25 protein-coding genes and 1 pseudogene are annotated in these 25,754 nt (G+C 73.7%); 19 read left to right on the top strand and 7 right to left on the bottom strand.

What is annotated here, in order from left to right:
- The first annotated feature begins 56 nt into the window (after positions 1-56).
- The 5 genes from KPF22_RS25240 (at position 57) to KPF22_RS25220 (ending at position 4,659) form a co-directional block, all read left to right on the top strand.
- Entirely contained in the window at positions 57-554 is a 498-nt protein-coding gene (locus tag KPF22_RS25240) for a DUF3830 family protein (protein WP_208819290.1), read from the top strand.
- A 39-nt stretch (positions 555-593) separates the two neighbouring features.
- Positions 594-1,322, top strand: coding sequence for a maleate cis-trans isomerase (locus tag KPF22_RS25235; RefSeq protein ID WP_224403479.1), 729 nt, complete (start codon positions 594-596; stop codon positions 1,320-1,322).
- 9 nt (positions 1,323-1,331) lie between these two features.
- Positions 1,332-2,003, top strand: coding sequence for a GntR family transcriptional regulator (locus KPF22_RS25230; protein WP_244326085.1), 672 nt, complete (start codon positions 1,332-1,334; stop codon positions 2,001-2,003).
- A gap of 63 nt (positions 2,004-2,066) precedes the next feature.
- Positions 2,067-2,996 carry an AEC family transporter gene (locus tag KPF22_RS25225; RefSeq protein ID WP_224403478.1) on the top strand — a complete coding sequence of 310 codons (930 nt, stop codon included), beginning with the start codon at positions 2,067-2,069 and terminating at the stop codon, positions 2,994-2,996.
- A gap of 406 nt (positions 2,997-3,402) precedes the next feature.
- The gene (locus tag KPF22_RS25220; RefSeq protein ID WP_208819275.1) at positions 3,403-4,659 is read left to right on the top strand and encodes an aspartate aminotransferase family protein; all 1,257 of its coding nucleotides are present in this window, start codon (positions 3,403-3,405) and stop codon (positions 4,657-4,659) included.
- A 77-nt stretch (positions 4,660-4,736) separates the two neighbouring features.
- On the opposite strand, the gene KPF22_RS25215 is transcribed toward KPF22_RS25220, so the two are convergent.
- The gene (locus KPF22_RS25215) at positions 4,737-5,885 is read right to left on the bottom strand and encodes an Mrp/NBP35 family ATP-binding protein (protein WP_062400483.1); all 1,149 of its coding nucleotides are present in this window, start codon (positions 5,883-5,885) and stop codon (positions 4,737-4,739) included.
- Between the two features lie 133 nt (positions 5,886-6,018).
- Between KPF22_RS25215 and KPF22_RS25210 the strand changes: the two genes are divergently transcribed.
- Positions 6,019-6,510 (top strand): MarR family winged helix-turn-helix transcriptional regulator, encoded by a 492-nt coding sequence (locus tag KPF22_RS25210; protein WP_208819273.1) that lies wholly within the window; start codon positions 6,019-6,021, stop codon positions 6,508-6,510.
- A gap of 4 nt (positions 6,511-6,514) precedes the next feature.
- Here KPF22_RS25210 and KPF22_RS25205 read toward each other — a convergent pair whose 3' ends face one another.
- Entirely contained in the window at positions 6,515-7,054 is a 540-nt protein-coding gene (locus KPF22_RS25205) for a DUF1003 domain-containing protein (RefSeq protein WP_224403477.1), read from the bottom strand.
- The gene (locus KPF22_RS25200) at positions 7,047-8,363 is read right to left on the bottom strand and encodes a magnesium transporter MgtE N-terminal domain-containing protein (protein ID WP_224403476.1); all 1,317 of its coding nucleotides are present in this window, start codon (positions 8,361-8,363) and stop codon (positions 7,047-7,049) included. The genes KPF22_RS25205 and KPF22_RS25200 overlap by 8 nt, the downstream gene beginning before the upstream one ends.
- A gap of 66 nt (positions 8,364-8,429) precedes the next feature.
- Between KPF22_RS25200 and KPF22_RS25195 the strand changes: the two genes are divergently transcribed.
- The 7 genes and pseudogenes from KPF22_RS25195 (at position 8,430) to KPF22_RS25165 (ending at position 16,565) form a co-directional block, all read left to right on the top strand.
- Complete coding sequence (locus KPF22_RS25195) at positions 8,430-9,356, top strand: PhzF family phenazine biosynthesis protein (RefSeq protein WP_224403475.1); 927 nt, start codon at positions 8,430-8,432, stop codon at positions 9,354-9,356.
- A gap of 165 nt (positions 9,357-9,521) precedes the next feature.
- On the top strand, positions 9,522-10,481 hold the full coding sequence (locus KPF22_RS25190; protein WP_224403474.1) for a CoA ester lyase: 960 nt from the start codon (positions 9,522-9,524) through the stop codon (positions 10,479-10,481).
- A gap of 79 nt (positions 10,482-10,560) precedes the next feature.
- Entirely contained in the window at positions 10,561-11,754 is a 1,194-nt protein-coding gene (locus KPF22_RS25185; RefSeq protein WP_062400495.1) for an acyl-CoA dehydrogenase family protein, read from the top strand.
- A 166-nt stretch (positions 11,755-11,920) separates the two neighbouring features.
- The gene (locus KPF22_RS25180) at positions 11,921-12,442 is read left to right on the top strand and encodes a general stress protein (RefSeq protein ID WP_062400497.1); all 522 of its coding nucleotides are present in this window, start codon (positions 11,921-11,923) and stop codon (positions 12,440-12,442) included.
- 146 nt (positions 12,443-12,588) lie between these two features.
- Positions 12,589-14,834, top strand: a pseudogene (locus KPF22_RS25175) (carbon starvation CstA family protein).
- Between the two features lie 17 nt (positions 14,835-14,851).
- Positions 14,852-15,046 (top strand): YbdD/YjiX family protein, encoded by a 195-nt coding sequence (locus tag KPF22_RS25170; RefSeq protein ID WP_224403473.1) that lies wholly within the window; start codon positions 14,852-14,854, stop codon positions 15,044-15,046.
- A gap of 154 nt (positions 15,047-15,200) precedes the next feature.
- The gene (locus KPF22_RS25165; RefSeq protein ID WP_224403472.1) at positions 15,201-16,565 is read left to right on the top strand and encodes a methyltransferase domain-containing protein; all 1,365 of its coding nucleotides are present in this window, start codon (positions 15,201-15,203) and stop codon (positions 16,563-16,565) included.
- Positions 16,566-16,583: 18 nt separating this feature from the next.
- On the opposite strand, the gene corA is transcribed toward KPF22_RS25165, so the two are convergent.
- A complete protein-coding gene (gene corA / locus KPF22_RS25160) occupies positions 16,584-17,690 on the bottom strand; it encodes a magnesium/cobalt transporter CorA (protein WP_062404203.1) in 1,107 nt (368 codons plus the stop codon).
- A 364-nt stretch (positions 17,691-18,054) separates the two neighbouring features.
- On the opposite strand from corA, the gene KPF22_RS25155 reads away from it, so the two are divergent.
- Positions 18,055-18,558, top strand: coding sequence for a MaoC family dehydratase (locus KPF22_RS25155; protein WP_020623563.1), 504 nt, complete (start codon positions 18,055-18,057; stop codon positions 18,556-18,558).
- Between the two features lie 109 nt (positions 18,559-18,667).
- Here KPF22_RS25155 and KPF22_RS25150 read toward each other — a convergent pair whose 3' ends face one another.
- Positions 18,668-19,072, bottom strand: a complete 405-nt coding sequence (locus KPF22_RS25150; RefSeq protein WP_224403471.1) for an NUDIX hydrolase — start codon at positions 19,070-19,072, stop codon at positions 18,668-18,670.
- Positions 19,073-19,181: 109 nt separating this feature from the next.
- Here KPF22_RS25150 and KPF22_RS25145 point away from each other — a divergent pair, with 109 nt between their 5' ends.
- The 5 genes from KPF22_RS25145 to KPF22_RS25125 all read left to right on the top strand — a co-directional run bounded on the left by KPF22_RS25145 (position 19,182) and on the right by KPF22_RS25125 (position 22,564).
- Positions 19,182-19,334: a hypothetical protein gene (locus KPF22_RS25145; RefSeq protein ID WP_167379107.1), complete on the top strand. Its 153-nt coding sequence runs from the start codon at positions 19,182-19,184 to the stop codon at positions 19,332-19,334.
- A gap of 4 nt (positions 19,335-19,338) precedes the next feature.
- Positions 19,339-19,896 carry a PH domain-containing protein gene (locus KPF22_RS25140; protein WP_208819259.1) on the top strand — a complete coding sequence of 186 codons (558 nt, stop codon included), beginning with the start codon at positions 19,339-19,341 and terminating at the stop codon, positions 19,894-19,896.
- 172 nt (positions 19,897-20,068) lie between these two features.
- Complete coding sequence (locus tag KPF22_RS25135; RefSeq protein ID WP_374107530.1) at positions 20,069-20,956, top strand: PHP domain-containing protein; 888 nt, start codon at positions 20,069-20,071, stop codon at positions 20,954-20,956.
- A 58-nt stretch (positions 20,957-21,014) separates the two neighbouring features.
- A complete protein-coding gene (locus KPF22_RS25130) occupies positions 21,015-21,896 on the top strand; it encodes a PD-(D/E)XK nuclease family protein (protein WP_224403469.1) in 882 nt (293 codons plus the stop codon).
- Positions 21,893-22,564: a hypothetical protein gene (locus KPF22_RS25125; RefSeq protein ID WP_224403468.1), complete on the top strand. Its 672-nt coding sequence runs from the start codon at positions 21,893-21,895 to the stop codon at positions 22,562-22,564. Before KPF22_RS25130 ends, KPF22_RS25125 begins: the two co-directional genes overlap by 4 nt.
- A gap of 21 nt (positions 22,565-22,585) precedes the next feature.
- Here the strand turns inward: KPF22_RS25125 and KPF22_RS25120 are convergent, their stop codons facing one another.
- Positions 22,586-23,839 (bottom strand): hypothetical protein, encoded by a 1,254-nt coding sequence (locus tag KPF22_RS25120; RefSeq protein ID WP_224403467.1) that lies wholly within the window; start codon positions 23,837-23,839, stop codon positions 22,586-22,588.
- Between the two features lie 8 nt (positions 23,840-23,847).
- Positions 23,848-25,512: a DEAD/DEAH box helicase gene (locus tag KPF22_RS25115; protein ID WP_374107529.1), complete on the bottom strand. Its 1,665-nt coding sequence runs from the start codon at positions 25,510-25,512 to the stop codon at positions 23,848-23,850.
- Positions 25,513-25,754 lie beyond the last annotated feature (242 nt).

Raw genomic sequence — 25,754 nt, 5'->3', positions numbered from 1 at the left:
CGCTAGGAAGCGCACCTACGATTGTCAACAATCCGCGTATCGGACAGGGGGATCGGATGACGAAGCTGATCAGGATCGAGCTCGCGAAGCGCGGCGTCGCGTGCACCGCGAGGCTGCTGGAGGCCGAGGCGCCGCGCACCGCCGCGGCGGTCTGGGAGGCGCTGGCCGACGGCCCGCAGGGTGGCGACGCGCAGCACGCCAAGTACGCCCGCAACGAGGTCTACACGATCGTCCCGCGGTTCGGCCCGAGGATCGGGCAGGAGAACCCGACGGTCACGCCCATCCCGGGCGACGTCTGCTACTTCGACTTCCACGGCGGGATGCTCGACAGTGCGTTCAAGGACGACCAGGGCATCGACGCCGCCGAGGGCGGGATCGACCTCGCGATCTTCTACGGGCGCAACAACCTGCTGCTCAACGGCGATGTCGGCTGGGTGCCGGGCAACGTGTTCGCCACCGTCGTCGACGGGCTCGAGGAGATGGCGACCGCCTGTCACGACGTGTGGCGCGCGGGCAGCGTGGGGGAACGGCTCGTCTACTCGCGGGCGTCGTGACCCTTGCGGTGACGCGGTCTCTGTAGGATTGTCGACAACATGAGCACGGTCGGATTCCTCTACCCGGGCTTCTCCGCCGAGGACGACTACCCGCGCGCCGAGAAGCTGCTGACCGACGGTAGCCGGCTCGCCCTCGTCCACACCGCGATGCCCGAGGACGCCCACCGCGAGGACGCGCTGCTGGCCATCGGCGGCGACGAGGTCCTCGCCGACGGTGCGCGCCGGGTCGTGGCGGAGGCGGGCCCGCTGGACGCGGTCGTCTGGGCCTGCACCTCGGGGTCGTTCATCTTCGGCCCCGAGGGTGCCGCCCGGCAGGTCGCGGCGCTGGAACGGGTGTCGGGGGTGCCGACGTCGAGCACGTCGTTCGCCTTCGTCGACGCCTGCCGGCGGCTCGGGATCCGCTCGGTGGCGGTCGGGGCGACCTATCCGCCGGACGTCGCAGGCGCCTTCGTGCACTTCCTGACCCACCACGACATCTCCGTGCACACACTGTCCGCCCGCGACATCATCACCGCCGCCGAGGTCGGGACGTTGCCGCCGGAGACCGTGCTGGAGTTCGCCACCGCGGTGGCCTCGGACGCGCCCGGCGCCGACGCGGTACTGCTGCCCGACACCGCGCTGCACACCGTCGACGTGCTCGACGCGCTGGACGCACGCGTGGGCAGGCCGGTGCTGACCGCGAACCAGGTGAGCATCTGGCAGGGCCTGCGTCTGGCCGGGGCCGACGTCGACCGTCCCGGCCTGGGGACACTGTTCCGGAGAGGGTGAGTCGTGGGGCTGGACGTCTCGGAGCTCGAGCCGGTGAGCCGGCGCTCCACCGCGGAGATCGTCGCCGACCGGATCCGTGCGGCGATCATGCGCGGCACGTTCGCGCCGGGCACGCAGCTCGGCGAGGTGGATCTCGCGAACCGGCTGGGGGTGAGCCGCGGCCCGCTGCGCGAGGCGATGCAGCGCCTCGTCGCCGAAGGCCTGTTGCGCAGCGAACGCCACCGCGGCCTGTTCGTGCGCGAGCTCGGTCCCGACGACGTCCGTGACGTCTACCTGGCCCGCACCGCCGTCGAGCGGGCCGCGGCGCTCAAGGTGCTGGAGGGTGACCGGGCGTCGGCCGTCGTCGCGCTGGAGATCCCGCTCGGCGTGATGGCCGCAGCGGCCGAGGCGGGCGACGCCGTGGCCCTCGCCGACGCCGACCACGACTTCCACGCCGCGCTCGTCGCTGCGTCGGGGAGCCCGCGGCTGCGCCGGATGACGGAGGGTCTGCTCGTCGAGACCCGGATGTGCCTCGCCGCGTTCCAGCAGACGGCCCCGCCCGCCCGGGCGCTGCTCGCCGAGCACGAACGGCTGCGCGACGCCCTGCGCGACGGCCGCACCGAGCTGCTGCTCGACCGGTTGGCCGCCCACATGGACGACGCCGTCACCCGCATCCTCGCCGCGATGCCCGGGGCGGCCTGAGTGGCTGTGAACCGAGCCGCCGGACACCCCGGGGACTAGTTCGCATACGTAACATGTCGGCACGTGGTGGGTGTCCTCGAAGGTTTCCTGGTCATCGGCGTCGTCGTGGTCGTCGGGTACGTCCTCGGCCGCGGAGGCCTGCTCGGTGACCAGGGCTCGAAGGTCCTCGCCCGCACCGCCTTCTTCGTCGCGACGCCCGCGCTGCTGTTCACCACACTCAGCCGTTCGGACGTCGGCGCCGTCCTGTCCTCGGGGCTGGTCGTCACCGCGCTGACCAGCACCCTGGCCTGCCTGCTGTTCGTGCCGGTCGCGCTGCTGCGCCGCCGCCCGGCAGGCGAGGTCGTCGTCGGGTCGATGGCGTCCGGCTACGTCAACGCGGGCAACCTCGGCATCCCGATCGCGGCCTACGTGCTCGGGGACTCCGCCGCCGTCGCCCCGGTGCTGCTGTTCCAGCTCGCGATCCTGACCCCGCTGTTCACGACCCTGATGGACGTCCTGCCCGGCGACGGCCGCGGCGAACGCCCCGGGTGGGTCCGGGTCGCCCTCGCCCCGCTGCGCAACCCGATCGCGATCGCCACCGCCGCCGGGCTGACCGTCTCCGCGACGGGCGTCGTGCTGCCGGAGCCGGTGACCGCCCCGGTCGAGCTGCTCGCCGACCTCGCGGTGCCCGCCATGCTGCTCGCGTTCGGGATCTCCCTGCACGGCGCCCGCCGCCCCGGGACGGGGGAGACCGCGGGCTCGGTGTGGACCGCTGTCCTGATCAAGAACGTGCTGCACCCGCTGATCGCGTGGGCCTTCGCCGCGGGCGTGCTCGGCCTGACGGGCCCGGCGCTGCTCGCCGCGGTGGTGCTGGCCGCCCTGCCCACCGCGCAGAACGTGTTCGGCTACGCCGTGCGCTACGACCGCGCCGTCCGGCTGGCCCGCGACGCGGCGCTGGCCTCGACCGTCGTCGCCGTCCCGGTGCTGCTGGTGATCGCCGCACTACTGGCCTGACCAGGGCTTCCTCGTCGCCACGTCCGGGATGTGGGGGTCCTTCGCTCGTCCCTTTGCTCTGCTCACCGATACGCAGCACCGGCCCGCGCCGGCGCCGGGCGGCCGCACGACGGGCCGGTCACCCGCGTCGCGCGGTGCGTCGAGATGCCGCCCGGCGGTCGGTGGAGATCGACGACTCCCGCCGAGCTGCATCTCGACGCCGCCGAGGGCTGTCCGCCCGGCAGCGCGGGCCCGTCCGGGGCCGCAGCGCCGGGGCGGTCCGGGCGTGTGCTGCGTATCGGTGAGCAGAGCAAAGGCGGGCCCGACCGGCCCTTGCCCGGACCCACCCGCCCGTGTTTCCCTAGGATTGTCGACAACTCGACAACCCGAGACGCACCACCCTCGACGCATCAGGAGCTGCGAACCCATGGCACAGCTGTCCCCGCTGCTCAAGCAGGCCACCCCGGTCCAGGCCGCCCGCGGTGAGGGCGTCTACCTGTACGACACCGATGGGCGCCGCCACCTCGACTTCACCGCCGGCATCGGCGTCACCTCCACCGGGCACTGCCACCCGACGGTCGTCGCGGCCGCTCAGGAGCAGGTGGCCACGCTGATCCACGGCCAGTACACGACCGTGATGCACCAGCCGCTGCTGACGCTGGTCGAGCGGATGGGCGACGTGCTGCCCGAGGGCATCGACTCGGTGTTCTTCACCAACTCCGGCTCCGAGGCCGTCGAGGCGTCGGTGCGGCTGGCCCGCCAGGCCACCGGCCGGCAGCTGATCGTCGCGTTCGACGGCGGCTTCCACGGGCGCACCATGGGTGCCGCGGCGCTCACCACCTCCGGGGCGAAGATCCGGGCCGGGATCGCCCCGATGATGGGCGGGGTCGCGTTCGCGCCCTTCCCCTACGCCTACCGCTACGGCTGGTCCGAGGAGCAGGCCGTCGCGTTCGCCCTGTCCGAGCTCGACCGGCAGCTGGCGAGCACCGCGCCGGCGTCCGACGTCGCCGCGTTCATCGTCGAGCCGGTGCTCGGCGAGGGCGGCTACGTCCCGACCCCGCCCGCGTTCCTGCACGGGCTGCGCGAGCGCGCCGACCGGCACGGCATCCTGCTGATCGCCGACGAGGTACAGACCGGCTACGGCCGCACCGGGAAGTTCTGGGGCCACCAGCACGCCGAGGGCCTCACCCCGGACATCATCGTCACCGCCAAGGGGCTCGCGTCCGGCTTCCCGCTCTCGGCCATCGCCGCGCCGAAGGCCCTCATGGAGAAGGCGTGGCCCGGCTCGCAGGGCGGCACCTACGGCGGCAACGCCGTCGCCTGCGCCGCCGCGCTCGCCACGCTCGAGGTCGTGCAGGGCGAGGGCCTGGTCGAGAACGCCCGCGTGCAGGGGGAGAAGCTCCTCGCCGGCGTCCGGGACGCCGCGCAGGGCATCGCCGCCATCGGCGACGTCCGCGGCCGGGGCCTGATGGTCGGCATCGAGTTCGTCGACGCCGACGGCAAGCCCGACGGCGCCACCGCGGCGAAGGTGCACGCCGCGGCCGCCGCGCAGGGCCTGCTCCTGCTGACCTGCGGTGTGTACGGCAACGTCGTCCGGATGATCCCGGCGCTCGTCGTGACCGCCGAGCAGGTCGACGAGGGTCTGGCGCTCTGGACCAAGGCATTGAACGACGCGCTGTCCTGAGATCCGCCCCCGGGGGAACGGACGAGGCCCCGCACACCTGCCGGTGTGCGGGGCCTCGTCGTCGTCGGAGGTGCGGATCAGCGCCCGACGGGGGAGATGTTCAGACTCATCCCGGCCAGACCGCGGGCCTTCACGGTCAGCTTCTCCGCGATGGCGTCGAGGGCCTGCGCCGCAGCCGACTCCGGCTTGCCGAGCACGATCGGGGTGCCGGCGTCGCCGCCCTCGCGCAGCGCGACGTCGAGCGGGATCTGGCCCAGCAGCGGCACCGTGGTGCCGACCGTGCGGCTCAGCGAGTCCGCGACGATCTGCCCGCCACCGGAGCCGAAGATCTCGTTGCGCGAGCCGTCGGGCATCTCCATCCAGGACATGTTCTCCACGACCCCGGCCAGGCGCTGGCGGGTCTGGGTGGAGATCGACCCGGCCCGCTCGGCGACCTCGGCGGCGGCCTGCTGCGGGGTGGTGACGACCAGCAGCTCGGCGTTCGGCACGAGCTGGGCGGTGGAGATCGCGACGTCGCCGGTACCCGGGGGCAGGTCGAGCAGCAGCACGTCCAGGTCGCCCCAGAACACGTCGGCGAGGAACTGCTGCAGCGCGCGGTGCAGCATCGGGCCACGCCAGACGACCGGGGTGTTGCCGTCGGTGAACATGCCGATCGAGATGACCTTCACGCCGTGCGACTGCGGCGGCATGATCATGTTCTCGATCTTGGTGGGCCGGTCCGCGGCACCGATCATGCGCGGGACCGAGTGGCCGTAGATGTCGGCGTCGACCACGCCGACCTTCATCCCGCGCCGGGCCATGGCCGCGGCCAGGTTGACGGTGACCGAGGACTTGCCGACGCCGCCCTTGCCGGACGCCACGCAGAACACGCGGGTCAGCGAGCCGGGCTGGGCGAAGGGGATGACGGGCTCGTCGGCGTCGCCGCGCAGCGAACGGCGCAGCTCGGTGCGCTGCTCGTCGCTCATCACGTCGAGCTCGACCTCGACCCGCTCGACGCCGGGGACCTTCGAGACCGCCTCGGTGACGCGGGAGGTGATCGTCTCGCGCATCGGGCAGCCCGCGACGGTCAGGTAGACCCCGACGTGGGCGAGGCCGTCGGCGGAGACGTCGACGCTCTTGACCATCCCCAGCTCGGTGATCGGCTTGTGGATCTCCGGGTCCTCGACGGTGCCGAGGGCTGCGCGCACGGCCTCGACGACGGTGCTGGTGCTGCCGGTGACGGACATGGGCTCCTACGACCTCTTTCCTCTCGCGTCACCCCATGCTACGTGGGTGCTTCCGAGGTCTCCGGGTCACCGGCGGTGTCGCCCGGCACGTCCGCGCTGACGAGGTGGTGCGGGTGTCTCTAGCATTCCTGCGATGGACGACACGAGTGGCACCCCGACGCGCGAGCACCCGGCGCGCCGCCGCGTGGTCCCGACCCCGGCCGAGCTCGCGTCGTGGCGCAGCTTCCTGCGCGCGCACGCGGGCGTCACCAGACAGCTCGAGACCGAGCTGGAGGGCGAGCAGCAGCTGTCCCTGGCCGCCTACGACGTGCTGGTCCAGCTGTCCGAGGCGCCCGGCCACCGGCTGCGGATGACCGAGCTGGCCGACGCCGTGCTGCTCTCCCGCTCCGGGGTCACCCGGCTCGTCGACCGGCTGGAACGGGTCGGGCTCGTCGCCCGGGCCAGGGTCGCCGACGACGGCCGCGGGGTCACCGCCCGGCTCACCGACACCGGCTACGACCGCCTGCGCACCGCCGCGGTCACCCATCTGCGCGGGGTCCGCGCGCACTTCGTCGAGCGGCTCGACGCCGACGACCTCGCGGCGCTCGAGCGCATCATGGGCCGCCTGGTCCCTGAGCGCTCCTGAGCGCTCAGCGTTCCTTCTTGCGCATCTTCTTCCGGGCACCCGGCTCGACCGGGAGCTCCTCGCCGCGGCTGCGGGCCACGGCGTCGTCGAGCCGGTCACCCAGCTTCTCCAGCTCGCCGCGCAGGTAGTCCCGGCTCGCGGTCTCCCCGACGGCCAGACGCAGCGCCGCCAGCTCCCGGGCGAGGAACTCGGTGTCGGCCTTCGTCCGCTCGGCGCGCCGCCGGTCCTCGTCCAGCGCGATCCGGTCCCGGTCGTCCTGCCGGTTCTGAGCCAGCAGGATCAGCGGTGCGGCGTACGCGGCCTGGGTGGAGAACGCCAGGTTGAGCAGGATGAACGGGTAGGGGTCCCACTGGATCGACCAGGCGACCAGGTTCAGCGCGATCCACACGACGACGATCACCGTCTGGATCGCGAGGAAGCGGCCCGTCCCGAGGAACCGGGCGATCCGCTCGGAGAAGCGGGCGAAGCCGTCCGGGTCCACCTCGAACCGCCGACGCCCGACGCGCGGCTGGTCCAGCCGCCGTCCGATCCCGGGCTCAGGCACCGTGCACCCCCCCGTCGTCGGTACGGTCGCCGGCGCCGTTCGCGGCCCGCGCCGCGCCGCCGTGCACCTCGCCCGGGGCGAGGTCGCGGTCGCGCCAGCCCTGCGGCAGCAGGTGGTCCAGCACGTCGTCGACGGTAACCGCGCCCAGCAGGTGGTCCTCGGCGTCGACGACCGGGCCCGCCACCAGGTTGTAGCTGGCGAAGTAGCGGGTCACCTCGCCGAGCCCGGCCTCGGGCCCCAGCTGCGGCAGGTCGGCGTCGACCATGCCCGCGACCAGCTCGAACGGCGCCGCCCGCAGCAGCTGCTGGGCGTGCACGCAGCCCAGGTAGCGCCCGGTCGGGGTCGCGGTCGGCGGGCGGACGACGAACACCATCGACGCCAGCGCCGGGGGCACCTCCGGGTTGCGCACCCGGGCGAGCGCCTCGGCGACGGTCACGTCCGGCCCCAGCGTGATCGGCTCCGGGGTCATCAGACCGCCCGCGGTGTCCCACTCGTAGCGCAGCAGGCGGCGCACGGGCTCGGACTCGTCGGGCTCCATGAGCTCCAGCAGCCGGCCCGCCTCGTCGTCGTCGAGCTCGCCGAGCAGGTCCGCCGCGTCGTCCGGGCTCATCGCCTCGAGGACGTCGGCGGCACGGTCGTCGTCGAGGTAGCCGAGCAGCTCGCGCTGGTCGGACTCGGACAGCTCCTCGAACACGTCGGCGAGCCGCTCGTCGTCCAGGGCGTCGACGACGTGGCGCTGCCGGTCGTCGGGCAGCCGCGACAGCGCCGCGGCGACGTCGGCCGGGCGCATCGAGTCGAACACCGCGAGCAGCCGGTCCGCGCCCTGCGCGGCGGCGACGTCGAGCCCGGACACGGCCTCCCAGCCGTACACCTCGACCCGCGGCCTGCGCGCCAGCCGGGTCCGCCGGAACCGCAGCGCCACCTTGGTGATCACCCAGTCCCGGGTCCGGCTCGGCTCGACCGCGACGTCGACGACCGAGCCCTCGGTCCCGCCCTCGCGCACCGTCGCGGGGGAGTTCAGCAGCTGCCCGAGCACGAGGGTCTCGTTCGGGCGCTGGTCGAACGAGCGCAGGTTCACCGAGCCGCTGGCCAGCGTCACCGCGGTCGGCGCGATGTCGGCGACCCGCAGCATCGGCACGAAGATGCTGCGGCGTGCGGACAGGTCCACGACCAGGCCCAGCACCCGCGGTGGATGACTGTCCACGCGCAGCGACACCACGACGTCGCGGACCTTGCCGATCCGCTCACCGTCCGGGCCGTAGACGGCCAGGCCGGCCATCCGCGCGACGAACACCCGTACCGAGGCCATGGCGCCGAGACTAGAACCCCCGGCGGTACCGCGACCGCCCCGGCCGTGTGACTAGGCTCCCCCGCCGTGAACGAGCCGCAGCACGATCCCGGCCAGGGCCCCGAACCCCTCCGCTACGACATCGTCGACGTGTTCACCGACCGTCCGTACGCCGGTAACCCGCTGGCCGTCGTGCACGGTGCCGAGGCCCTGTCCACGGCCCGGATGCAGGCGATCGCGCGGGAGTTCAACCTGTCGGAGACGACGTTCCCGCTGGCTCCGACCGGCGACGGCGAGGGCGGCGCCGACTACCGGGTGCGGATCTTCACCCCGCTCGCCGAGCTGCCCTTCGCCGGGCACCCCAGCGTCGGCACCGCCTGGGTGCTGGCCCGCGACGGCGCCATCGGCGAGGGCGACCGCGTGCAGGAGTGCGGGGCCGGTCTGCTGCCCGTGCGGGTCGACGGCACCGGCGCCCGGGTGTGGGGCGGCGCGCCGTCGGTCGGCGCCGAGCTGAACGCCGTCCGCCTCGCCGCCGCGCTCGGCCTCGGCCCCGACGACGTCGACGGCGCCGCCGTGCCGGGCGTGGCCGGTGCCGGGACCGACTTCGCGATCCTGCTCGTCGTCGCCGGCGCGGTCGCCCGCGCGGTGCCCGACCCCGCGGCGCTGGCCGCCGCGGTCGCCGACAGCGGCGCGACGGGGCTGCTCGTCGCCGCCGTCGACGCCACCGCCGAGCGGGTCCACGCCCGCATGTTCGGCATCGGGATCGGGGTTCCCGAGGACCCGGCGACGGGCTCGGCCGCCGTCGCGCTCGGGATCTTCCTCGCCGACCGCGGTCTGGTCACCGACGACGGCGAGCACTCCTTCGTCGTGACCCAGGGGGTGGAGATGGGCCGTCCGTCCACGTTGTACGCCGGCGTCCGCACCGAGGGCGGCCGGGCCGTCGGCAGCTGGGTCGGCGGGACCGTCGTCGCGGTGGCCAGGGGTTCCCTGACCCCACCTCCCGAACAGGGGTGACCGACGGGTAACCCCGCCTGACCACCGGCGGGTGAGAAACCAATCACCTGGACGGGGCGCCGCGGCCGTCGTCGTGCCAGCATCAGTCCTCAGCCCGAGCGCCCGTGTCGTGACGACGTCGTCGCCGCGACGCGGGCGAGGACGATCTCGACGAGGAGCCCGCCTGTGAGCACCACCCTCCGCGCCCGCCGGTCCTGCCTGGCCGTGCCCGGATCGAGCCAGAAGTTCATCGACAAGGCTCGCACGCTGAACTCCGACCAGGTCTTCCTGGACCTGGAGGACGCCTGCGCCCCGCTGGCCAAGCCCGGTGCGCGGACGACGATCGTCGAGGCCCTCAACGAGGGCGGCTGGGGCGAGAAGATCCGCGTCGTCCGGGTCAACGACTGGACCACCGAGTGGACCTACCGCGACGTCGTCCAGGTCGTCGAGGGCGCCGGCGCCAACCTCGACGCGATCATGCTGCCGAAGGTGCAGACCCCCGAGCAGGTCGTCGCGCTCGACCTGCTGCTGACCCAGATCGAGAAGACCAACGGTCTCGAGGTCGGGAAGATCGGCATCGAGGCGCAGATCGAGAACGCGCTGGGCCTGACCAACGTCAACGCCATCGCCACCGCGTCGCCGCGGGTCGAGACGATCATCTTCGGCCCGGCCGACTTCATGGCCTCGATCAACATGAAGTCGCTGGTCGTCGGAGAGCAGCCCCCCGGCTACGACGTGGGCGACGCCTACCACCACATCCTCATGTCGATCCTGATTTCGGCCCGCGCGCACGACAAGCAGGCCATCGACGGCCCGTACCTGCAGATCAAGGACGTCGACGGGTTCCGCCGGGTCGCCGGCCGGTCCGCGGCACTGGGCTTCGACGGCAAGTGGGTGCTGCACCCCGGCCAGATCGACGCCGCCAACGAGACCTTCTCCCCGGCGCAGAGCGACTACGACCACGCCGAGAACATCCTCGACGCCTACGAGTACTTCACCTCCGAGGCCGGCGGCAAGCGCGGCGCGGCGATGATCGGCGACGAGATGATCGACGAGGCCAGCCGCAAGATGGCCCTGGTGATCTCGGGCAAGGGCCGCGCGGCGGGCATGACCCGCACCGACAAGTGGACCCCGCCGGAGGCGTGAGCGCAGCTCGCGCACCGAACCTCAGCGCTGAGGCCCCGACCGCCCGCCGACCGACGACGCTCACCGAGGAGTAACCAGCATGGCCCGGCTCGCCCAGACCGCCGGTCTGACCGACATCCAGACCGAGATCCTGTCCACCGTCCGCTCGTTCGTGGACAAGGAGATCATCCCGCACGCGACGGCGCTGGAGCACGCGGACACCTACCCGCAGGACATCGTCGACGGGATGAAGGAGATGGGGCTGTTCGGCCTCATGATCCCGGAGGAGTACGGCGGCCTCGGCGAGTCGCTGCTCACCTACGCCCTGGTGGTCGAGGAGATCGCCCGCGGCTGGATGAGCGTCTCCGGCGTCATCAACACCCACTTCATCGTGGCGTACATGCTCCGCCAGCACGGCACGCAGGCGCAGAAGGAGAAGTACCTGCCGAGGATGGCCACGGGCGAGACCCGTGGCTCGTTCTCGATGTCCGAGCCCGACCTCGGCTCGGACGTCGCGGCGATCAAGACCCGCGCGAAGCAGGACGGCGACGACTACGTCATCGACGGCGCCAAGATGTGGCTGACCAACGGTGGCACGTCGAACCTGACCGCCGTGCTGGTGAAGACCGACGAGGGCGCCGAGCGTCCGCACCAGAACCTCACCACGTTCCTGGTGGAGAAGCCCACCGGCTACGGCGAGGTCGCCCCCGGCCTGATCGTCCCGGGCAAGATCGACAAGATGGGCTACAAGGGGGTCGACACCACCGAGCTGGTGTTCAAGGACCACCGGATCTCCGGCGAGCAGATCCTCGGCGGGGAGCGTGGCAAGGGCTTCGCGCACATGATGGACGGCGTCGAGGTCGGCCGCGTGAACGTCGCCGCCCGTGCCTGCGGCATCGCGATCCGGGCGTTCGAGCTGGGCGTCGAGTACGCCCAGCAGCGCTCGACCTTCGGCAAGCCGATCGTCCAGCACCAGGCGATCGCGTTCAAGATCGCCGAGATGGCGACCAAGGTCGAGGCCGCGCACCTGATGATGGTCAACGCCGCGCGCCTCAAGGACCGTGGCGAGCGCAACGACGTCGAGGCCGGCATGGCCAAGATGCTCGCCTCGGAGTACTGCAAGGAGGTCACCGAGGAGGCGTTCCGCATCCACGGCGGCTACGGCTACTCCAAGGAGTACGAGATCGAGCGGCTCATGCGCGAGGCGCCGTTCCTGCTCATCGGCGAGGGCACCTCGGAGATCCAGAAGACGATCATCTCCCGGGGTCTGCTGCGCGACTACAAGCTGCGCTGACCGCACCCGCGTCCACGGCCCCGTACCCCGTCCCGGGGGGCGGGGCCGTGTCGTCCGGTCGGTGGGGTGTGACCTGCGGCTCCGCGACTAGTGTTCGGGGCACGTCGCGGTCGGGTCGAACGTTGCACCGACGACGAGACAGGACATCTTCCACGAGGAGCACGCCATGACCAACCCCTTCGGCGGCCAGACTCGTCCGGCTCCGGGCCTGCCGCAGCTGCCCACTCCGCCGACCGGGTGGCCGGTGGGCTCCTACGCCACCTACGAGGAGGCGCAGCGGGCCGTCGACCACCTCGCCGACTCCGACTTCCCGGTCGCCGACGTGACGATCGTCGGCGTCGACCTGATGCTCGTCGAGCGGGTCATCGCCCGCCTGACCTGGGGTCGCGTGCTGGCCTCCGGCGCGGCGCAGGGCGCCTGGCTGGGTCTGTTCGTCGGTGTCCTGCTGTTCGTGTTCTCCCCGGACGGCAACTTCCTGCCCATCGTCGTCGGCCTGGTGTCCGGGGCGGTGTTCTTCATGGCCTTCGCCGCGGTCAGCTACAGCGCGAGCAAGGGCCGCCGGGACTTCCAGTCCGCCAGCCAGATGGTGGCGGGCCGCTACGACGTCCTGTGCGAGCCGCGCAACGCCGAGCGGGCCCGCGAGATGCTGGCCAAGCTGGCGATGGGCGGCCCCGGCGGGGGCTTCTGACCGGCTCCCGCCCGGCCCGCACGACCCCGCGGCCGTCGTCACCCGACCGGGTGGCGGCGGCCGCCGTGCGTCGGCAAGCGGACATCGGTTCCCACAGGGCACACCGCCTCCTATAGTTCGCGCGTCGGACATATCGGAGGGGCGCGATGACACAGGTGTCGGGCGGACCGGCGGGGCGTGAGCTCCCGCCGGCGGCGGTGGACGAGGAGGTGCTCCTCGCCGAACAGCGGGCGTGGACACCGTGGAAGATCGCGGTGTGGGCGGGGATCGCCCTGCTGGGCGGTCTGGCGTGGGTGATGCTCGCGCTGGTGCGCGGGGAGACGGTCAACGCGATCTGGTTCGTGTTCGCCGCGGTGAGCACCTACGCGATCGCGTACCGGTTCTACTCCCGCTACATCGAGAACAAGCTGCTGCGTCCGGACGACCGGCGCGCCACCCCGGCCGAGTACAAGGAGAACGGCCAGGACTTCCTGCCGACCGACCGGCGGGTCCTCTACGGCCACCACTTCGCCGCGATCGCCGGTGCCGGTCCGCTGGTCGGACCGGTCCTGGCCGCGCAGATGGGGTACCTGCCCGGCACGATCTGGATCATCGTCGGCGTCATCGTCGCCGGCGCGGTCCAGGACTACCTGGTGCTGTTCTTCTCGATGCGCCGCGGCGGGCGCTCGCTGGGCCAGATGGCCCGCGAGGAGCTCGGCCGGGTCGGTGGGATCGCGGCGATCATCGCGACCCTCGCCATCATGATCATCCTGATCGCGGTGCTCACGCTGGTCGTGGTGAACGCGCTCGGCGAGAGCCCGTGGGGCGTCTTCTCGGTGGCGCTGACCATCCCGATCGCCCTGTTCATGGGCGTCTACCTGCGGTACCTGCGGCCCGGGAAGGTCTCCGAGGTCTCCTGGATCGGCTTCGTGCTGCTGATCGGCGCGATCGTCGCCGGCGGCTGGGTTTCCGAGACCGGCTGGGGCCAGGCGCTGTTCACCCTGGACCGGACCACCATCGCCTGGGGCGTGATCGTCTACGGCTTCGTGGCCGCGGTGCTCCCGGTCTGGCTGCTGCTCGCCCCGCGCGACTACCTGTCGACGTTCATGAAGATCGGCACGATCGTGCTGCTCGCGGTGGCGATCATCGTCGTCCGCCCCGAGCTCGCGGCGCCCGCGTTCAGCGAGTTCGCCGGCCGCGACGACGGCCCCGTCGTCGCCGGGTCGCTGTTCCCGTTCCTGTTCGTGACGATCGCCTGCGGCGCGCTGTCCGGCTTCCACGCCCTGATCTCCTCGGGCACCACGCCCAAGCTGGTCGAGAAGGAGCGCCAGACCCGCTTCATCGGCTACGGCGGCATGCTCATGGAGTCCTTCGTGGCGATCATGGCGCTGGTCGCGGCGCTGTCGATCGACCGCGGGCTCTACTTCGCGATGAACGTGCCCGCGTCGCTGACCGAGGGCACCGTCGAGGGTGCGGCCGCGTTCGTGAACTCGCTCGGCCTGATGAACGTCAACGTCACCCCCGACCAGCTCGCGACGACCGCGGCACTGGTCGGCGAGGAGTCGATCGTCTCCCGCACCGGGGGCGCGCCGACGCTGGCGGTCGGCCTGGCGAACATCATGCAGCAGTTCATCGGCGGGCCCGGGATGTGAGCTTCTGGTACCACTTCGCGATCATGTTCGAGGCGCTGTTCATCCTCACCGCCGTCGACGCCGGCACCCGGGTGGCGCGCTTCATGCTGCAGGACGCGATCGGCACCGTGGCCCCGAGGTTCAAGGACACCTCGTGGCGGCCGGCCGCCTGGATCTGCACCGGGCTGATGGTCGGTGCCTGGGGCGCGATCCTGCTGATGGGCGTGACCGACCCGCTGGGCGGGATCAACACGCTCTTCCCGCTGTTCGGCATCGCGAACCAGCTGCTGGCGGCGATCGCGCTCGCGGTGTGCCTGGCGATCGCGGCCCGGCGCGGGCACGTGCGCTACCTGTGGATCATCGTCGTGCCGCTGGCGTTCGCCGCCGTCGTGACGGTCACGGCGTCGATGTACAAGATCTTCTCCTCGAACCCGAAGATCGGGTACTGGGCGCAGCACTTCGCCTTCCGGGAGGCCATCGCGTCCGGGGAGACGAGCTTCGGCACCGCGGGAACCCCGCAGGCGATGGCGGCCGTCGTCCGCAACACCTTCGTCCAGGGCACGCTGTCGATCCTGTTCGTGACGCTCGCGCTCGTCGTGATCGTCGCCGCGGTCCTGGCCGCCTGGACGTCGATCTCGACGGGCGGCCGCCCGGACCACGAGGAGGAGCCGGTTCCCTCGCGGCTCTACGCCCCGGCCGGCCTGGTCGCGACCCCGGCGGAGAAGGAGCTGGAGAAGGAGTGGACCGAGACGGTCGGCGCCCCGGCCCGGTCGGGGCACTGAGCGTGGCGGGACCGACCGTGGCGGCCGTGACGCTGGCCCGGCTGCGGGCGCTGCACGGCTGGTGGCGCGGGGTGATCGGGGCGGACCTGTACGACCGCTACCTCGACCACCACCGTCGCAGCGGGCACGACCACCCGCCGATGACCGAGCGGGAGTACTGGCGGGCCCGCACCGCGTACCAGGAGAGCAACCCGCAGGGCCGCTGCTGCTGAGACGGCACCCCGTCTCCGGCCGGATCCGCTGCGCCGCACGGGTGGCCGGAGCTCCACGTTCGGCCCAGCGCGCCCTCCCGGGTGGGTGTCACACCCCACCGGGGAGGGCGCGTCGGGTTCCGGACACGGGCTGCTGCGGGCAGGATCAGGCCCCGTGAGCGGCGAGGCGTGGCAGGAGAGCGACCAGATCCGCCCGGCCACGGTGCACCGTGCCTACGGGCGGGGTGCCGCGGGCTTCGACGCCTTCGTCGCGACCCTGCCCGGCTACCGCACCCACCTGCGGGTGTCGGCGTCGCGGATGGGTCTGGGCGACGGCCACGGTCTGCGTCTGCTCGACGTCGGCTGCGGCACCGGGGTGTCCACCGAGGCGCTGCTGACCAGCGTCGGAGGTGCCGAGGTGGTCGCGGTCGACGCGTCCGCGGAGATGCTCGCCGTCGCCCGGAAGAAGAACTGGTCGCCCCGGGTGACGTTCGTGCACTCCCGGCTGGAGACCCTCGCCGAGGCCGGCATCGAGGGCCCGTTCGACGGGATCCTCGCGTCCTTCCTGGTGTCCAACCTGCCCGACGCCGAGCACGGCCTGCGCCGGCTGCTGAGCCTGCTCGCGCCCGGCGCCCCGCTGGCGGTGCACGACTACGCCGTCGGCGGCCGCAGCCGGATGCGCTGGACGACGGCGAACTGGACCTGGATGCTCCCGATGGCCTCGCTGCGCTGGGGGGCGGCGGACCTCGCCCGCTACCGGGCCAGGCGAATCGCGACGGCCGGTGGGCCCGAGCAGATGGTGCACCGGATGGAACGGGCCGGGTTCGACGACGTCCGGGTCCAGACCGTCGGCGGGGTCCAGCAGCACCTCGTGCACACGTTCCTGGGTCGGCGCCCCGACGAGCCCGACGTGGTGGGGGAGCGCCAGGAACGCCGCGCCCGCCGCTCGGCCATCGCCGCCGCGGGGTGGCGGCCCCTCCGGGACGAGCCCGCCCCGGCTCCCGAGGACACGACCGAACCCGTCGACGAGGGCGGCCCCGAGGACCCCGGCTACGCCGAGACACTCCCGGAGCAGGTGCTCGAGGACGACGGGGTCGAGGTGGGGGAGGGCGACGCCGACGTCGCCGCGGACCCGGGCCCGTCCGGTGCGGCGGACGACCCCGCCCGCACCGAGGACGACGACCCGGACACCCGCCCGCGCGGGCACGCCGTCGCCCGGGCGCTGCGGTACGGGCTGCCGGACCCCCGTCCCGAGCGCTCCGACCCCGGCGCCGCGGAACCCGGCCCCGGTGCCGCGGAACCCGAGCACGGAGTCCCCGCATCCGACCCCGATGCCGCCGGACCCGACCGGGGCGCTGCCGGGCCCGGGCCTGCCGGACCCGGCGCCGCGGGCCCCCGGCGCCCGGCGCCCGGCCCCCGTCCGCGCCGCCCGGTCGGGCTCCGGCGCCCCGGCCCGCCGCGGCCACGCCCCGGGGACGCGCCCCCGCCCGCCGGGGACGACGAGCCGCCGACCCCGCCGACGGGCACCCGCCGGGTCTGACCGGCGGGCGTCCCGGGCCTACAGCCAGCCGTTGCGGCGGAAGTTGCGGTACAGCAGCCCGCACAGCGTCGCGATGACGATCAGGACCATCGGGTAGCCGAAGTCCCAGTGCAGCTCGGGCATCGAGTCGAAGTTCATGCCGTAGACGCCGGCGATCATCGTCGGCACCGAGATGAGGCCCGCGTAGGCGGTGATCTTCCGCATGTCGTTGTTCTGCCGCATGCTGATCTTCGCGAGGACCGCGTCGACCAGGGTGGTCAGCAGCTCGTTGAAACCGGCCACCTGCTCGGCGACGCCGCCGAGGTGGTCGTCGACGTCGCGGAAGTAGGACCGCACGTCGTGCGGGACCAGCGCGCTGTAGCCCTCGGCGAGCTTGCGCATCGGCCCGACCAGGGGCATCACCGCACGACGCAGGTCGAGGATCTCGCGCTTCATGACGTAGATCTGCTCGGGGTTCATCGTCGAGCGCGGCGAGAACACCTCGGCCTCGACGGCGTCGATGTCGTCCTCGATCTGCCCGCAGACCTCGATGTAGGAGTCGACGACGTGGTCGGCGATGGCGTGCAGCACCGCGGCCGGGCCGAGGGACAGTTGCTCCGGGTCGTCCTCGAGCCGCCGCCGGACCTCCCGCAGGCCGGTGTGGCGGCCGTGCCGGACGGTCACGACGAAGTCGCGCCCGAGGAAGGCCATGACCTCACCGGTCTCGACGATCTCGTTCGACGTCGTCGGGTCGGCGTGCCCGACGTAGCGGACGGTCTTGAGCACCATGAACAGCGTGTCGTCGTAGCGCTCGAGCTTGGGGCGGTTGTGCGCGTGCACCGCGTCCTCGACGGCGAGCTCGTGCAGCCCGTAGGTCTCGGCGACGCCGGCGATCTGCTCGGAGTCCGGCTCGTGCAGCCCGATCCAGACGAAGCCCTCGCCGCGCTCGCGGACCTCGGCGATCGCCTCGTCGTGGGTCCAGCGGCCGGGGAGCCGGCGGCCGTCGACGTAGACGGCGCAGTCGACGACGTAGGCGGACAGCGGGACGCGCAGCCGGACGGGCGGGCTCGCGGCGGCCCGCGCCGCGGCGCGCTCGGCGCGGCGGGACGGGCGGATGGTGGGGCGGAGCTGGGAGAGCGAGGGCATCACGAGGACCACCTCCGGGCGTGCCGGTGCGGCTCGGGGGCGAGCGGCACCGGGGAACGGTGCGACCGCGCAGGGCGGCCGCCGGGCCGGAACTCGCCTCCCGCCGGGATCAGCCCGTGACGTACTCCGGGGCCGTGTGCAGCGGGAGGCGGCACCTACTGCTCGCCGGTGTCTGGGACGCGGACACCGCACTCACCTCCCTGCTGTTCCGGTGGACGTCCTGTGTCTCGTCCGTGCGCGGGCGGACGTCACCGAGATGTGACATCCCCGACCGTGCACGTGTGAGCCGGACCGCCCTTCCTCGCGCGGGCCACCGGATAGATTACTCCCGCAACGAATCGACAGCGTGATGGGAGCGTGAACGGTGCAGTTCGGGCGCTACTACGAGGAGTTCGAGGTCGGTGCGGTCTACAAGCACTGGCCCGGCAAGACGGTCACCGAGTACGACGACCACCTGTTCTGCCTCCTCACCATGAACCACCACCCGCTGCACATGGATGCGCACTACGCGGAGGAGACGACCGACTTCGGCAAGAACGTCGTGGTCGGCAACTACATCTACTCGCTGCTGCTGGGCATGTCCGTGCCGGACGTGTCGGGCAAGGCGATCGCGAACCTCGAGGTCGAGTCGCTCAAGCACACGAAGCCGACCTTCCACGGCGACACGATCTACGGCGAGACCGAGGTCCTCGACAAGACCCCGTCGAAGTCGAAGGACGACCGCGGCGTCGTGTACGTCGAGACCCGCGGCTACAAGCAGGACGGCACCGTCGTGTGCACCTTCCGCCGCAAGGTCATGGTGCCCAAGCGGTCCTACGGCGACAGCCGCGGCGGGGAGCAGCCCGGCCGCCCCACGCCGCAGGTCTGACCCGCGGCACAGCACGCCGGCACCGGCCCCCGACTCCGTCCCGGAGCGGGGGCCGTCGTGTGTCACCCACACGCATACCGCGGGGCCGGGCGGGCACCCGCCGTGGCGGTCAGGTCCGGGGCAGGCAGCCCCAGCCGCCGAGGGTCTCGGTGAGGCCCTCGACGACGGCCAGCGCCGCGTAGTCCGCCCGGTCGACGAACCGGGCGTCGGTGGCGTCGTCGCCGGCCCGCGGGACGCCGTCGCCGGTCGCCAGGGTGCAGACGTAGTCGGCGATCCGGTACGGGCCGCGGAGGACCACCCCGGCCAGGCGCCCGGGGACGACCGTCAGGCCGGTCTCCTCGGCGAGCTCGCGGACCACGGCCTCGTGCTCGCTCTCGCCCGCCTCGACCCGGCCGCCGGGGACCGACCAGAGCCCCCGACCAGGCTCGTTCGCCCTGCGGACGAGCAGCAATCGTCCGTCCGGGTCGAACACGATTCCACCCACGCAGGCGACGTGTCGGCTACTGTCGGTCATCCGGAACGACGGTACGCTGCTCGGGTGCCGGTACCGGGGCCAGTCGGCCCTCCGGTACCAATGACATGTCTGTGTGTCCGACACACCGAGAAACGGGTGGGCAGGGAACGTGAAGAAGATCCTGATCCTGGTAGCGGTGGCGCTGGGGATCTTCCTGGTGATCACCAATCCCAATGGTGCGGCCGGTTCGGTCTCGAACGTGGGCAACATCCTCTACGACGCGGCGCAGTCCGTCTCGACCTTCGTCACCAACCTGATCTGAGCCCGTGCTCGCGCCCCGGGAGATCGACGAGTACCTGCTCCCCACGGAGCGACGCGTCATCCGTGTGCGCCAGCACTGGGCGGTGATGGTCAGACACATCTGGCAGACGGCGCTGTTCATCGTCGTGGTGATCGGTGTCGAGCAGCTGCTCGACCGGCCCGGGGTCGACCCGGTGCTGGACGTCGTGGTCGACAACCTGGCGTTCTACCTGGTCGTCGTCGCGGTCCTGCGCTACACGGCGCTGTCGATCCTCTGGTGGATCGAGCGGATCGTGATCACCGACAAGCGGGTGATGATCGCCCAGGGGATCATCGTGCACAACGTCGGCATGATGCCCCTGGGCAAGGTCACCGACCTGACGTTCCAGCGTTCGCTGTCCGGGCGCATGCTCGGCTACGGGACGATGGTCGTCGAGTCCGCGGGCCAGATCCAGGCGCTGAACCGCATCGACTACATGCCGCGCCCCGAGGAGATCTACGAGGCGCTCTCCGAGCTGGTCTTCGGGGAGAAGGGCAAGACCCGCGCGACCGGCATGCTCGCCAAACCGCGCTGGCGGCGCTGACCCCGCCGACAGCTCGCCCGGCAACGGCTGCGCGGGGCCCCCGGTTGTCGGAGCAGGCGGTCGCGCACGTCCGGACCGCGCCGGCCGACTGGACCGGGTCGTCCCACCCGACGGGGGAGTAGGCGCCCCGTCCCGGGGTGCGTCGGCGATGAGCGGGGCTAGGGTCGGGCGCGTGTCCGTCATCGACCTGCACGCCCACTCCACCGCGTCCGACGGCACCGACTCCCCGGCCGGGCTGGTCCGGGCGGCCGGCGCCGCGGGGCTCGACGTCGTCGCGATCACCGACCACGACACCACCGCCGGATGGGCCGAGGCGGGGGCCGCGCTGCCGGCCGGTCTCGCACTGGTGCGCGGCGCCGAGTTCTCCTGCCTGAGCCCGACCGGCCGCGCGGGGGAGCCGCGCTGCTCGGTGCACCTGCTCGGCTACCTGTTCGACCCGGAGCACTCCGCGATCGTCGCGGAGCAGGAGCGGCTGCGGTCCGAGCGCGTGCAGCGACTGGAGACGATGATCGGGCGGATGGCCGCCGACGGGTACCCGGTCGACGTCGACACCGTGTTCGCGCACCTGCCCGAGGGCGGCAGCGCGGGCCGGCCGCACCTGGCCCGGGCGCTCGTCGCGGCCGGCGTCGTCGGGTCGGTCGACGAGGCCTTCGCCGAGCTGCTGCACAACGACAGCCCCTACTACGTGCCACGGGCCGACACCCGGGTCGAGACGGCCGTCGAGATGATCGTCGCGGCGGGCGGGGTCGCGGTGTTCGCGCACCCACTGGCCCGCAGGCGCGGTGTGGTCGTGGAGCCGTCGGTGCTCGTCGACCTCGTCGGCTGGGGGCTGGGCGGGATCGAGGTCGACCACCCGAACCACGCCCCGGCCGACCGCGAGCTGCTGCGCGGGATCACCGCCGAGCACGGCCTGCTCACGACCGGCTCCAGCGACTACCACGGCACGAACAAGACGACCCCGCTCGCCGAGGAGACGACCGACCCGGAGGTCTACGCGGCACTGACCGAACGGGCCACCGGCGTCCCCGTGCTGCACGGCGGATCCGACGGCACCGCGTGACGGTGCGTCGCCGGGAGTGATCGACGGTCGGTGACCGTCCCGGAGTACCGTGGCGCCCATGGCCCGGACCACCGCTCCCGCCACCGGGACCCCGGACGGTCAGCTCGGCCTGGACCTGCTCGACCCCGGCTTCGGTGCGACCGCGCTGCACCGGGTCACCCCGGCCCGGCTCGACACCTGGGACGCCTGCCCGCGCCGCTACCGGATGCTGCACGTCGACCGCCCGGCCCCGCCGCGCGGCGGCGGGTTCGCCCACACCACGATCGGCGCGGTCGTGCACCTGGCGCTGCGGTCGCTGGCGGCCCTGCCCGCCGAGCGGCGCACCCCGGAGCAGGCCGCGTCCCTGGTGGACCGGCACTGGACCGGCGAGGGGTTCGCCGACGACGCCCAGGTCGCCCGGTACCGCGAGCGCGCCCGGGACTGGCTGGCCGCCGCCGTCGACGGCCCGGCCGGGCGGGACGAGCCGCTCGCCGTCGAACGGTGGGTGCGGGCCCCCGCCGGGCCGCTGCTGGTCGAGGGCCGGGTCGACCGGATCGACGCGCGCGACGGCGAGGCCGTCGTCGTCGACTTCAAGACCGGGCGCCGGGTGCCGACCGCGGCCGACGCCGCGGACTCCCGGCAGCTCGCGCTCTACGCCGTCGCCACCGCCTCGGTGTTCCGCCGCCCCTGCCGCACGGTCGAGCTGCACCACGTGCCGACCGGGACCGTCGCCGCGCACACCCACGACCAGGCCTCCCTCGACCGGCACGTCGCCGCGGCCGCGGAGTCCGCCGACGCCGCCGCCGGGGCGACGACCGCGCTGGCCGACGGCGGCGACGCCGACACGCTCTTCCCGGCCCGCACCGGCGCGCACTGCGGGACCTGCGCGGTCCGCCGGAACTGCGCGCCGGGCCGCGCCGCCGTCCCGGAGCCGCGACCGTGGGACCTGCTCGCACCGTGACCGCCGACCCGCAGTTCCCCGGTCCGCCGCCCCGCGGCCGCCCGCCGGGCCCGCCCGCCCCGTACCGCGCCGGGCCGTCGTACGGACGCCCGCACCCCGGCCCCGACGGCTACGACCCCCGCCCGCCGGTCCCGCCGTCCGGCCCGCCCGGGCGGCGGGGCGGCGTCGGGCCACCGGCCGGTCCGCGCCCCACCGAGGCACTGCCCGAGTCCCGCCGCGCGCCGCGCCGCGGCGACGCCGGGTCCCGCCGCGGGCCGTCCTTCGGCGCGGGCGAGCCGCCGCGCGCCGACGAGCACCCCGCCGCCCGCGCGCCCGGCCGTCGGGCCGACCGCCGCCGCGCCGAGGAGGGCGAGCGGCGGGCACGGCGCCGCACCCCCGGACCCGACGTCGACGGCGCCGGCGCCCGGCTGCTGCGCGGTCTGGCCGGGGTGCTCGCCGGCGGGCTGGTCGTGCTCGCGCTCGGGCTGGTCGTCGTGGAGTGGGCGGCCGGGAACAGCGGGGTCCCCGGTCCCGGCTCCGGCGCGATCGTCGCGCACGTCGGGGCGGCGGTCGTCGCCGTCGTCGGCCAGGTCGTCGCGGACCGGCGGCGGGACCGCACCGGTCTGCTCGCCGCGCTCGGGGTGGTCGTGACGGCGTCGCTGGTGCTCGGGTTCGGCTGGTTCCTGTAGCCGCGCGGAGCCGACGCCGGCTCAGCCGGCGGTCCCCAGCACGACGAGCTCGTCGCCGCGCAGCTCGACCAGCAGGGCGCCCTGGGCGGCGAGCAGGACCGGCGCGGTGACCGGGCCGCGGTCCACCGGCAGGGTCCGGGCGACGACACCCGTGGCCGGGTCGACGTCGGCGATCCCGCCGGGGACGGGCACGAGCAGCCGGTCGCCGTAGCGGGTCCCGGGGCCCAGCGTGCCGGGCAGGCTCCAGCGCGGCTGGAGGCTGCGGGTGTCCAGCGCGACCGTCGCGCCGCCGGTCCACCAGTAGCGGCGCCGGTCGTCGGCCGTGGTGCGGGCGACCCCGTCGGCGGGTGCGGCGACCGTCGCGCCCGCGTCGACCGGGAACTCGCCGATGCTGCGCCCGGACCGGTCGTAGAGGGCCAGGCGGGGTGCGCCCGGGAGCAGGACGGCGACGCGCTCGGACGACGCGGCGACCACCTGGGCGCCGTCGGTACCGGTGACCGACGACGAGTCGAACGCGGGCCGGTCACCCTCGGTCCCGCTGGGGCGCAGCACCGTCAGCCGCTCGGACGGCTCGCCGGGGCAGCGCTCCAGGATCGCGGCGCGGTCCTCGGCGGCGGCGAAGGATCCGAACGTGCACCCCGACCGCGGCTGCGAACCGGGCTCCTCCAGCGCGCGCACCGTGCCGTACTCGGCGGTGCGGACCAGGTCGGAGCGGAAGGTCTCGACGTAGTCCTGGCCGGTCGCGAGCACCGGGTCCTGGCCGATCAGCCGGGTGCCGGGCCGGGCGTCGAGGGTCCGGGCCGGTCCACGGGCCCCGGAGCCGGGCTGGAGCGTGGACAGCTCCGAGCAGTACTCGTCGTTGCGGTAGAGCGCGAGCACGCGGCCGTCGGCGAACCCGGTGGTGCACAGCGGCAGGTCACGGGAGTAGCTCCAGCGCTCGGCGCCCGTGCGGGCGTCGTGCCCGGAGACCCGCGACCCCGCGGCGACGACGACGCCGTCCCCGACCGCCAGCGGTACCGGGGTGTCCGGGCTGGCCGCCCGCCACAGCTCGGTGAACCCGGCCGGGACCGGGCCGACCGGCGGCGGTGGGGTGGGCGCGGTCGCCGCCGTCACCGACTCGGTGTGCGCGGCCGGGCTCTGCACGGCGTAGAGCACCGCGACCCCGGCCAGCAGCAGCACGAGCACCGCGGCGACCAGTCGGTCGCCGCGGTGTCGTCGTTCGGCGGGGACGCCCGGGAGCGGGAGCCGGTCCCGCAGGGGTCGGCCGCGCAGCACGCGTGGGGTCAGCTGGCGGCCGCGTCGGCCCCGTCGGCGGACTCGCCGCCGCCGGGTCCGCGCCGCGACCCGCCGCGGCGACGACGGCGGCGCGGCTTGGCCGCCCCGCCCTCGGCCGACGCGCCGGCGTCCGGCCCGTTCTGCGGGGCGCCCTCGGCGGAGCCCGCGGAGGCGGCACCCTCGGCGGGGGCCGAGGCACCCGCCTCGACCGCGACCCCGCCGCGGGTCCGGGAACGGGACCGGTTGCGCCGCGGGCGGCGACCGCCCTCGTCGCCGTCGCCGTCGCGGCTGCCCTCGCGGCCGCCGCTGTCGCGCCCGGCGCCGTCACGACGGCTGCCGCGCGGCTTGCGGGCACCCTGGTGGTCGCCCTCGGAGTCGATGTACTCGGCGTCGAGCCCGGCGCGGGTACGCGCGGACAGCGGGAGCCGCCCGGACGCCGTCGTCGGGATGTCGAGGTCGGTGAACAGGTGGTCCGAGGTCGAGTAGGTCTCGACCGGCTCGTCGATGCCCAGCGACAGGTCGTCGGAGATCATCTTCCAGCGCGGGGTCTCGTCCCAGTCCACCAGCGTGACCGCGACGCCCTCGCGCCCGGCGCGGCCGGTGCGGCCGATCCGGTGCACGTAGGTCTTGGCGTCCTCGGGGCACTGGTAGTTGATGACGTGCGTGACGCCGGTGACGTCGATGCCACGGGCCGCGACGTCGGTCGCGACCAGCACGTCGACCTTCTCCGCGCGGAACGCGCGCAGCGCCTGCTCACGGGCGCCCTGGCCGAGGTCACCGTGCACCGCGGCGGCGGCGAAGCCGCGCTCGGCGAGGTCGTCGGCGACCCGCTGGGCGGTCCGCTTGGTCCGGGTGAAGATCATCGTCAGGCCGCGGTCCTTGGCCTGCAGGGCCCGGGTGACCAGCTCGACCTTGTCCATCGCGTGCGCGCGGTAGACGAGCTGCTTGGTCCGCTCGTGGATGGAGCCCTGGTCGGCCTCCTCCGCGCGGATGTGCGTCGGGCGGGTCAGGAAGGCACGCGAGAGCTGCACGATCGGGCCCGGCATGGTGGCCGAGAACAGCATCGTGTGCCGCTCCTCGGGGAGCATGCGCAGGATCCGCTCGACGTCGGGCAGGAAGCCCAGGTCCAGCATCTCGTCGGCCTCGTCGAGGACGAGCGCCTTGACCCGGCCGAGCACCAGGTGGCGCTGCTCGGCGAGGTCGAGCAGCCGACCCGGGGTGCCGACGATGACGTCGACGCCCTTGCGCAGGGCCTCCAGCTGCGGCTCGTAGGCACGGCCGCCGTAGATGGCGACGACGCGCACGCCCAGGTTCTTGCCCGCGGCGGCGATGTCCCGGGCGACCTGCACGCACAGCTCGCGGGTCGGGACGACGACGAGCGCCTGCGGGACGTCCTTGGTGCGGTCGGCGGCCTCGCCCTCGGCGGTGGCCGCGGCACGCTCACCGGGCGGGGTGATCCGCTGCAGCAGCGGGACGCCGAAGCCCAGCGTCTTGCCGGTGCCGGTGCGGGCCTGGCCGATGACGTCCTCGCCGGCGAGCGCCAGCGGGAGGGTGAGCTCCTGGATCGCGAACGTGCGCACGATGTCGTTCTCCGCGAGCGCGGAGACGATCTCGGGCCGGACGCCGAGCTCGGCGAAGGTCGGGGGGAGCTTCTCGCCGCCGGGGTTGGTCACGCCGAGCGGGGTCTCGCTGGGGGTGATGCCGGTGGGCAGGAAGCCCGGGTCGGCCTCGGGGGTGTCGGTGCTGTCGACTCGGGACAGTGTGATCGCCTCTCTCCGCGCACAGGAGCCGTGGCGTGGCTCGTCGACCGGCCCCGGGCCGTCGGGGACGGTCCGGGCGGGAGAGCCGCCGAGGCGCTGCGCGCACCAGTTCGGGTGCGGGTCCCGGTGAGACGTGCTCGGCCGTGTCGGCCGCT

The sequence above is a fragment of the Pseudonocardia sp. ICBG1034 genome (assembly GCF_020131375.1).
GTDB classification, from domain to species: Bacteria; Actinomycetota; Actinomycetes; order Mycobacteriales; family Pseudonocardiaceae; genus Pseudonocardia; species Pseudonocardia alni.
Note: the sequence above shows the minus strand (reverse complement) of the source record. Positions and strands in the feature narration are given on the sequence as shown.

Bases quoted from the DNA above. Each gene is read 5' to 3' on its own strand.
- KPF22_RS25200 (WP_224403476.1), bottom strand. From the start codon at position 8,363: ATGGCCTCGGTACGGGTGTTCGTCGCGCGGATGGCCGGCCTGGCCGTC.
- KPF22_RS25240 (WP_208819290.1), top strand. From the start codon at position 57: ATGACGAAGCTGATCAGGATCGAGCTCGCGAAGCGCGGCGTCGCGTGC.
- KPF22_RS25150 (WP_224403471.1), bottom strand. From the start codon at position 19,072: ATGACCGACAGTAGCCGACACGTCGCCTGCGTGGGTGGAATCGTGTTC.
- KPF22_RS25180 (WP_062400497.1), top strand. From the start codon at position 11,921: ATGACCAACCCCTTCGGCGGCCAGACTCGTCCGGCTCCGGGCCTGCCG.
- KPF22_RS25130 (WP_224403469.1), top strand. From the start codon at position 21,015: ATGGCCCGGACCACCGCTCCCGCCACCGGGACCCCGGACGGTCAGCTC.
- KPF22_RS25215 (WP_062400483.1), bottom strand. From the start codon at position 5,885: ATGTCCGTCACCGGCAGCACCAGCACCGTCGTCGAGGCCGTGCGCGCA.
- corA (WP_062404203.1), bottom strand. From the start codon at position 17,690: ATGCCCTCGCTCTCCCAGCTCCGCCCCACCATCCGCCCGTCCCGCCGC.
- KPF22_RS25220 (WP_208819275.1), top strand. From the start codon at position 3,403: ATGGCACAGCTGTCCCCGCTGCTCAAGCAGGCCACCCCGGTCCAGGCC.
- KPF22_RS25185 (WP_062400495.1), top strand. From the start codon at position 10,561: ATGGCCCGGCTCGCCCAGACCGCCGGTCTGACCGACATCCAGACCGAG.
- KPF22_RS25235 (WP_224403479.1), top strand. From the start codon at position 594: ATGAGCACGGTCGGATTCCTCTACCCGGGCTTCTCCGCCGAGGACGAC.
- KPF22_RS25210 (WP_208819273.1), top strand. From the start codon at position 6,019: ATGGACGACACGAGTGGCACCCCGACGCGCGAGCACCCGGCGCGCCGC.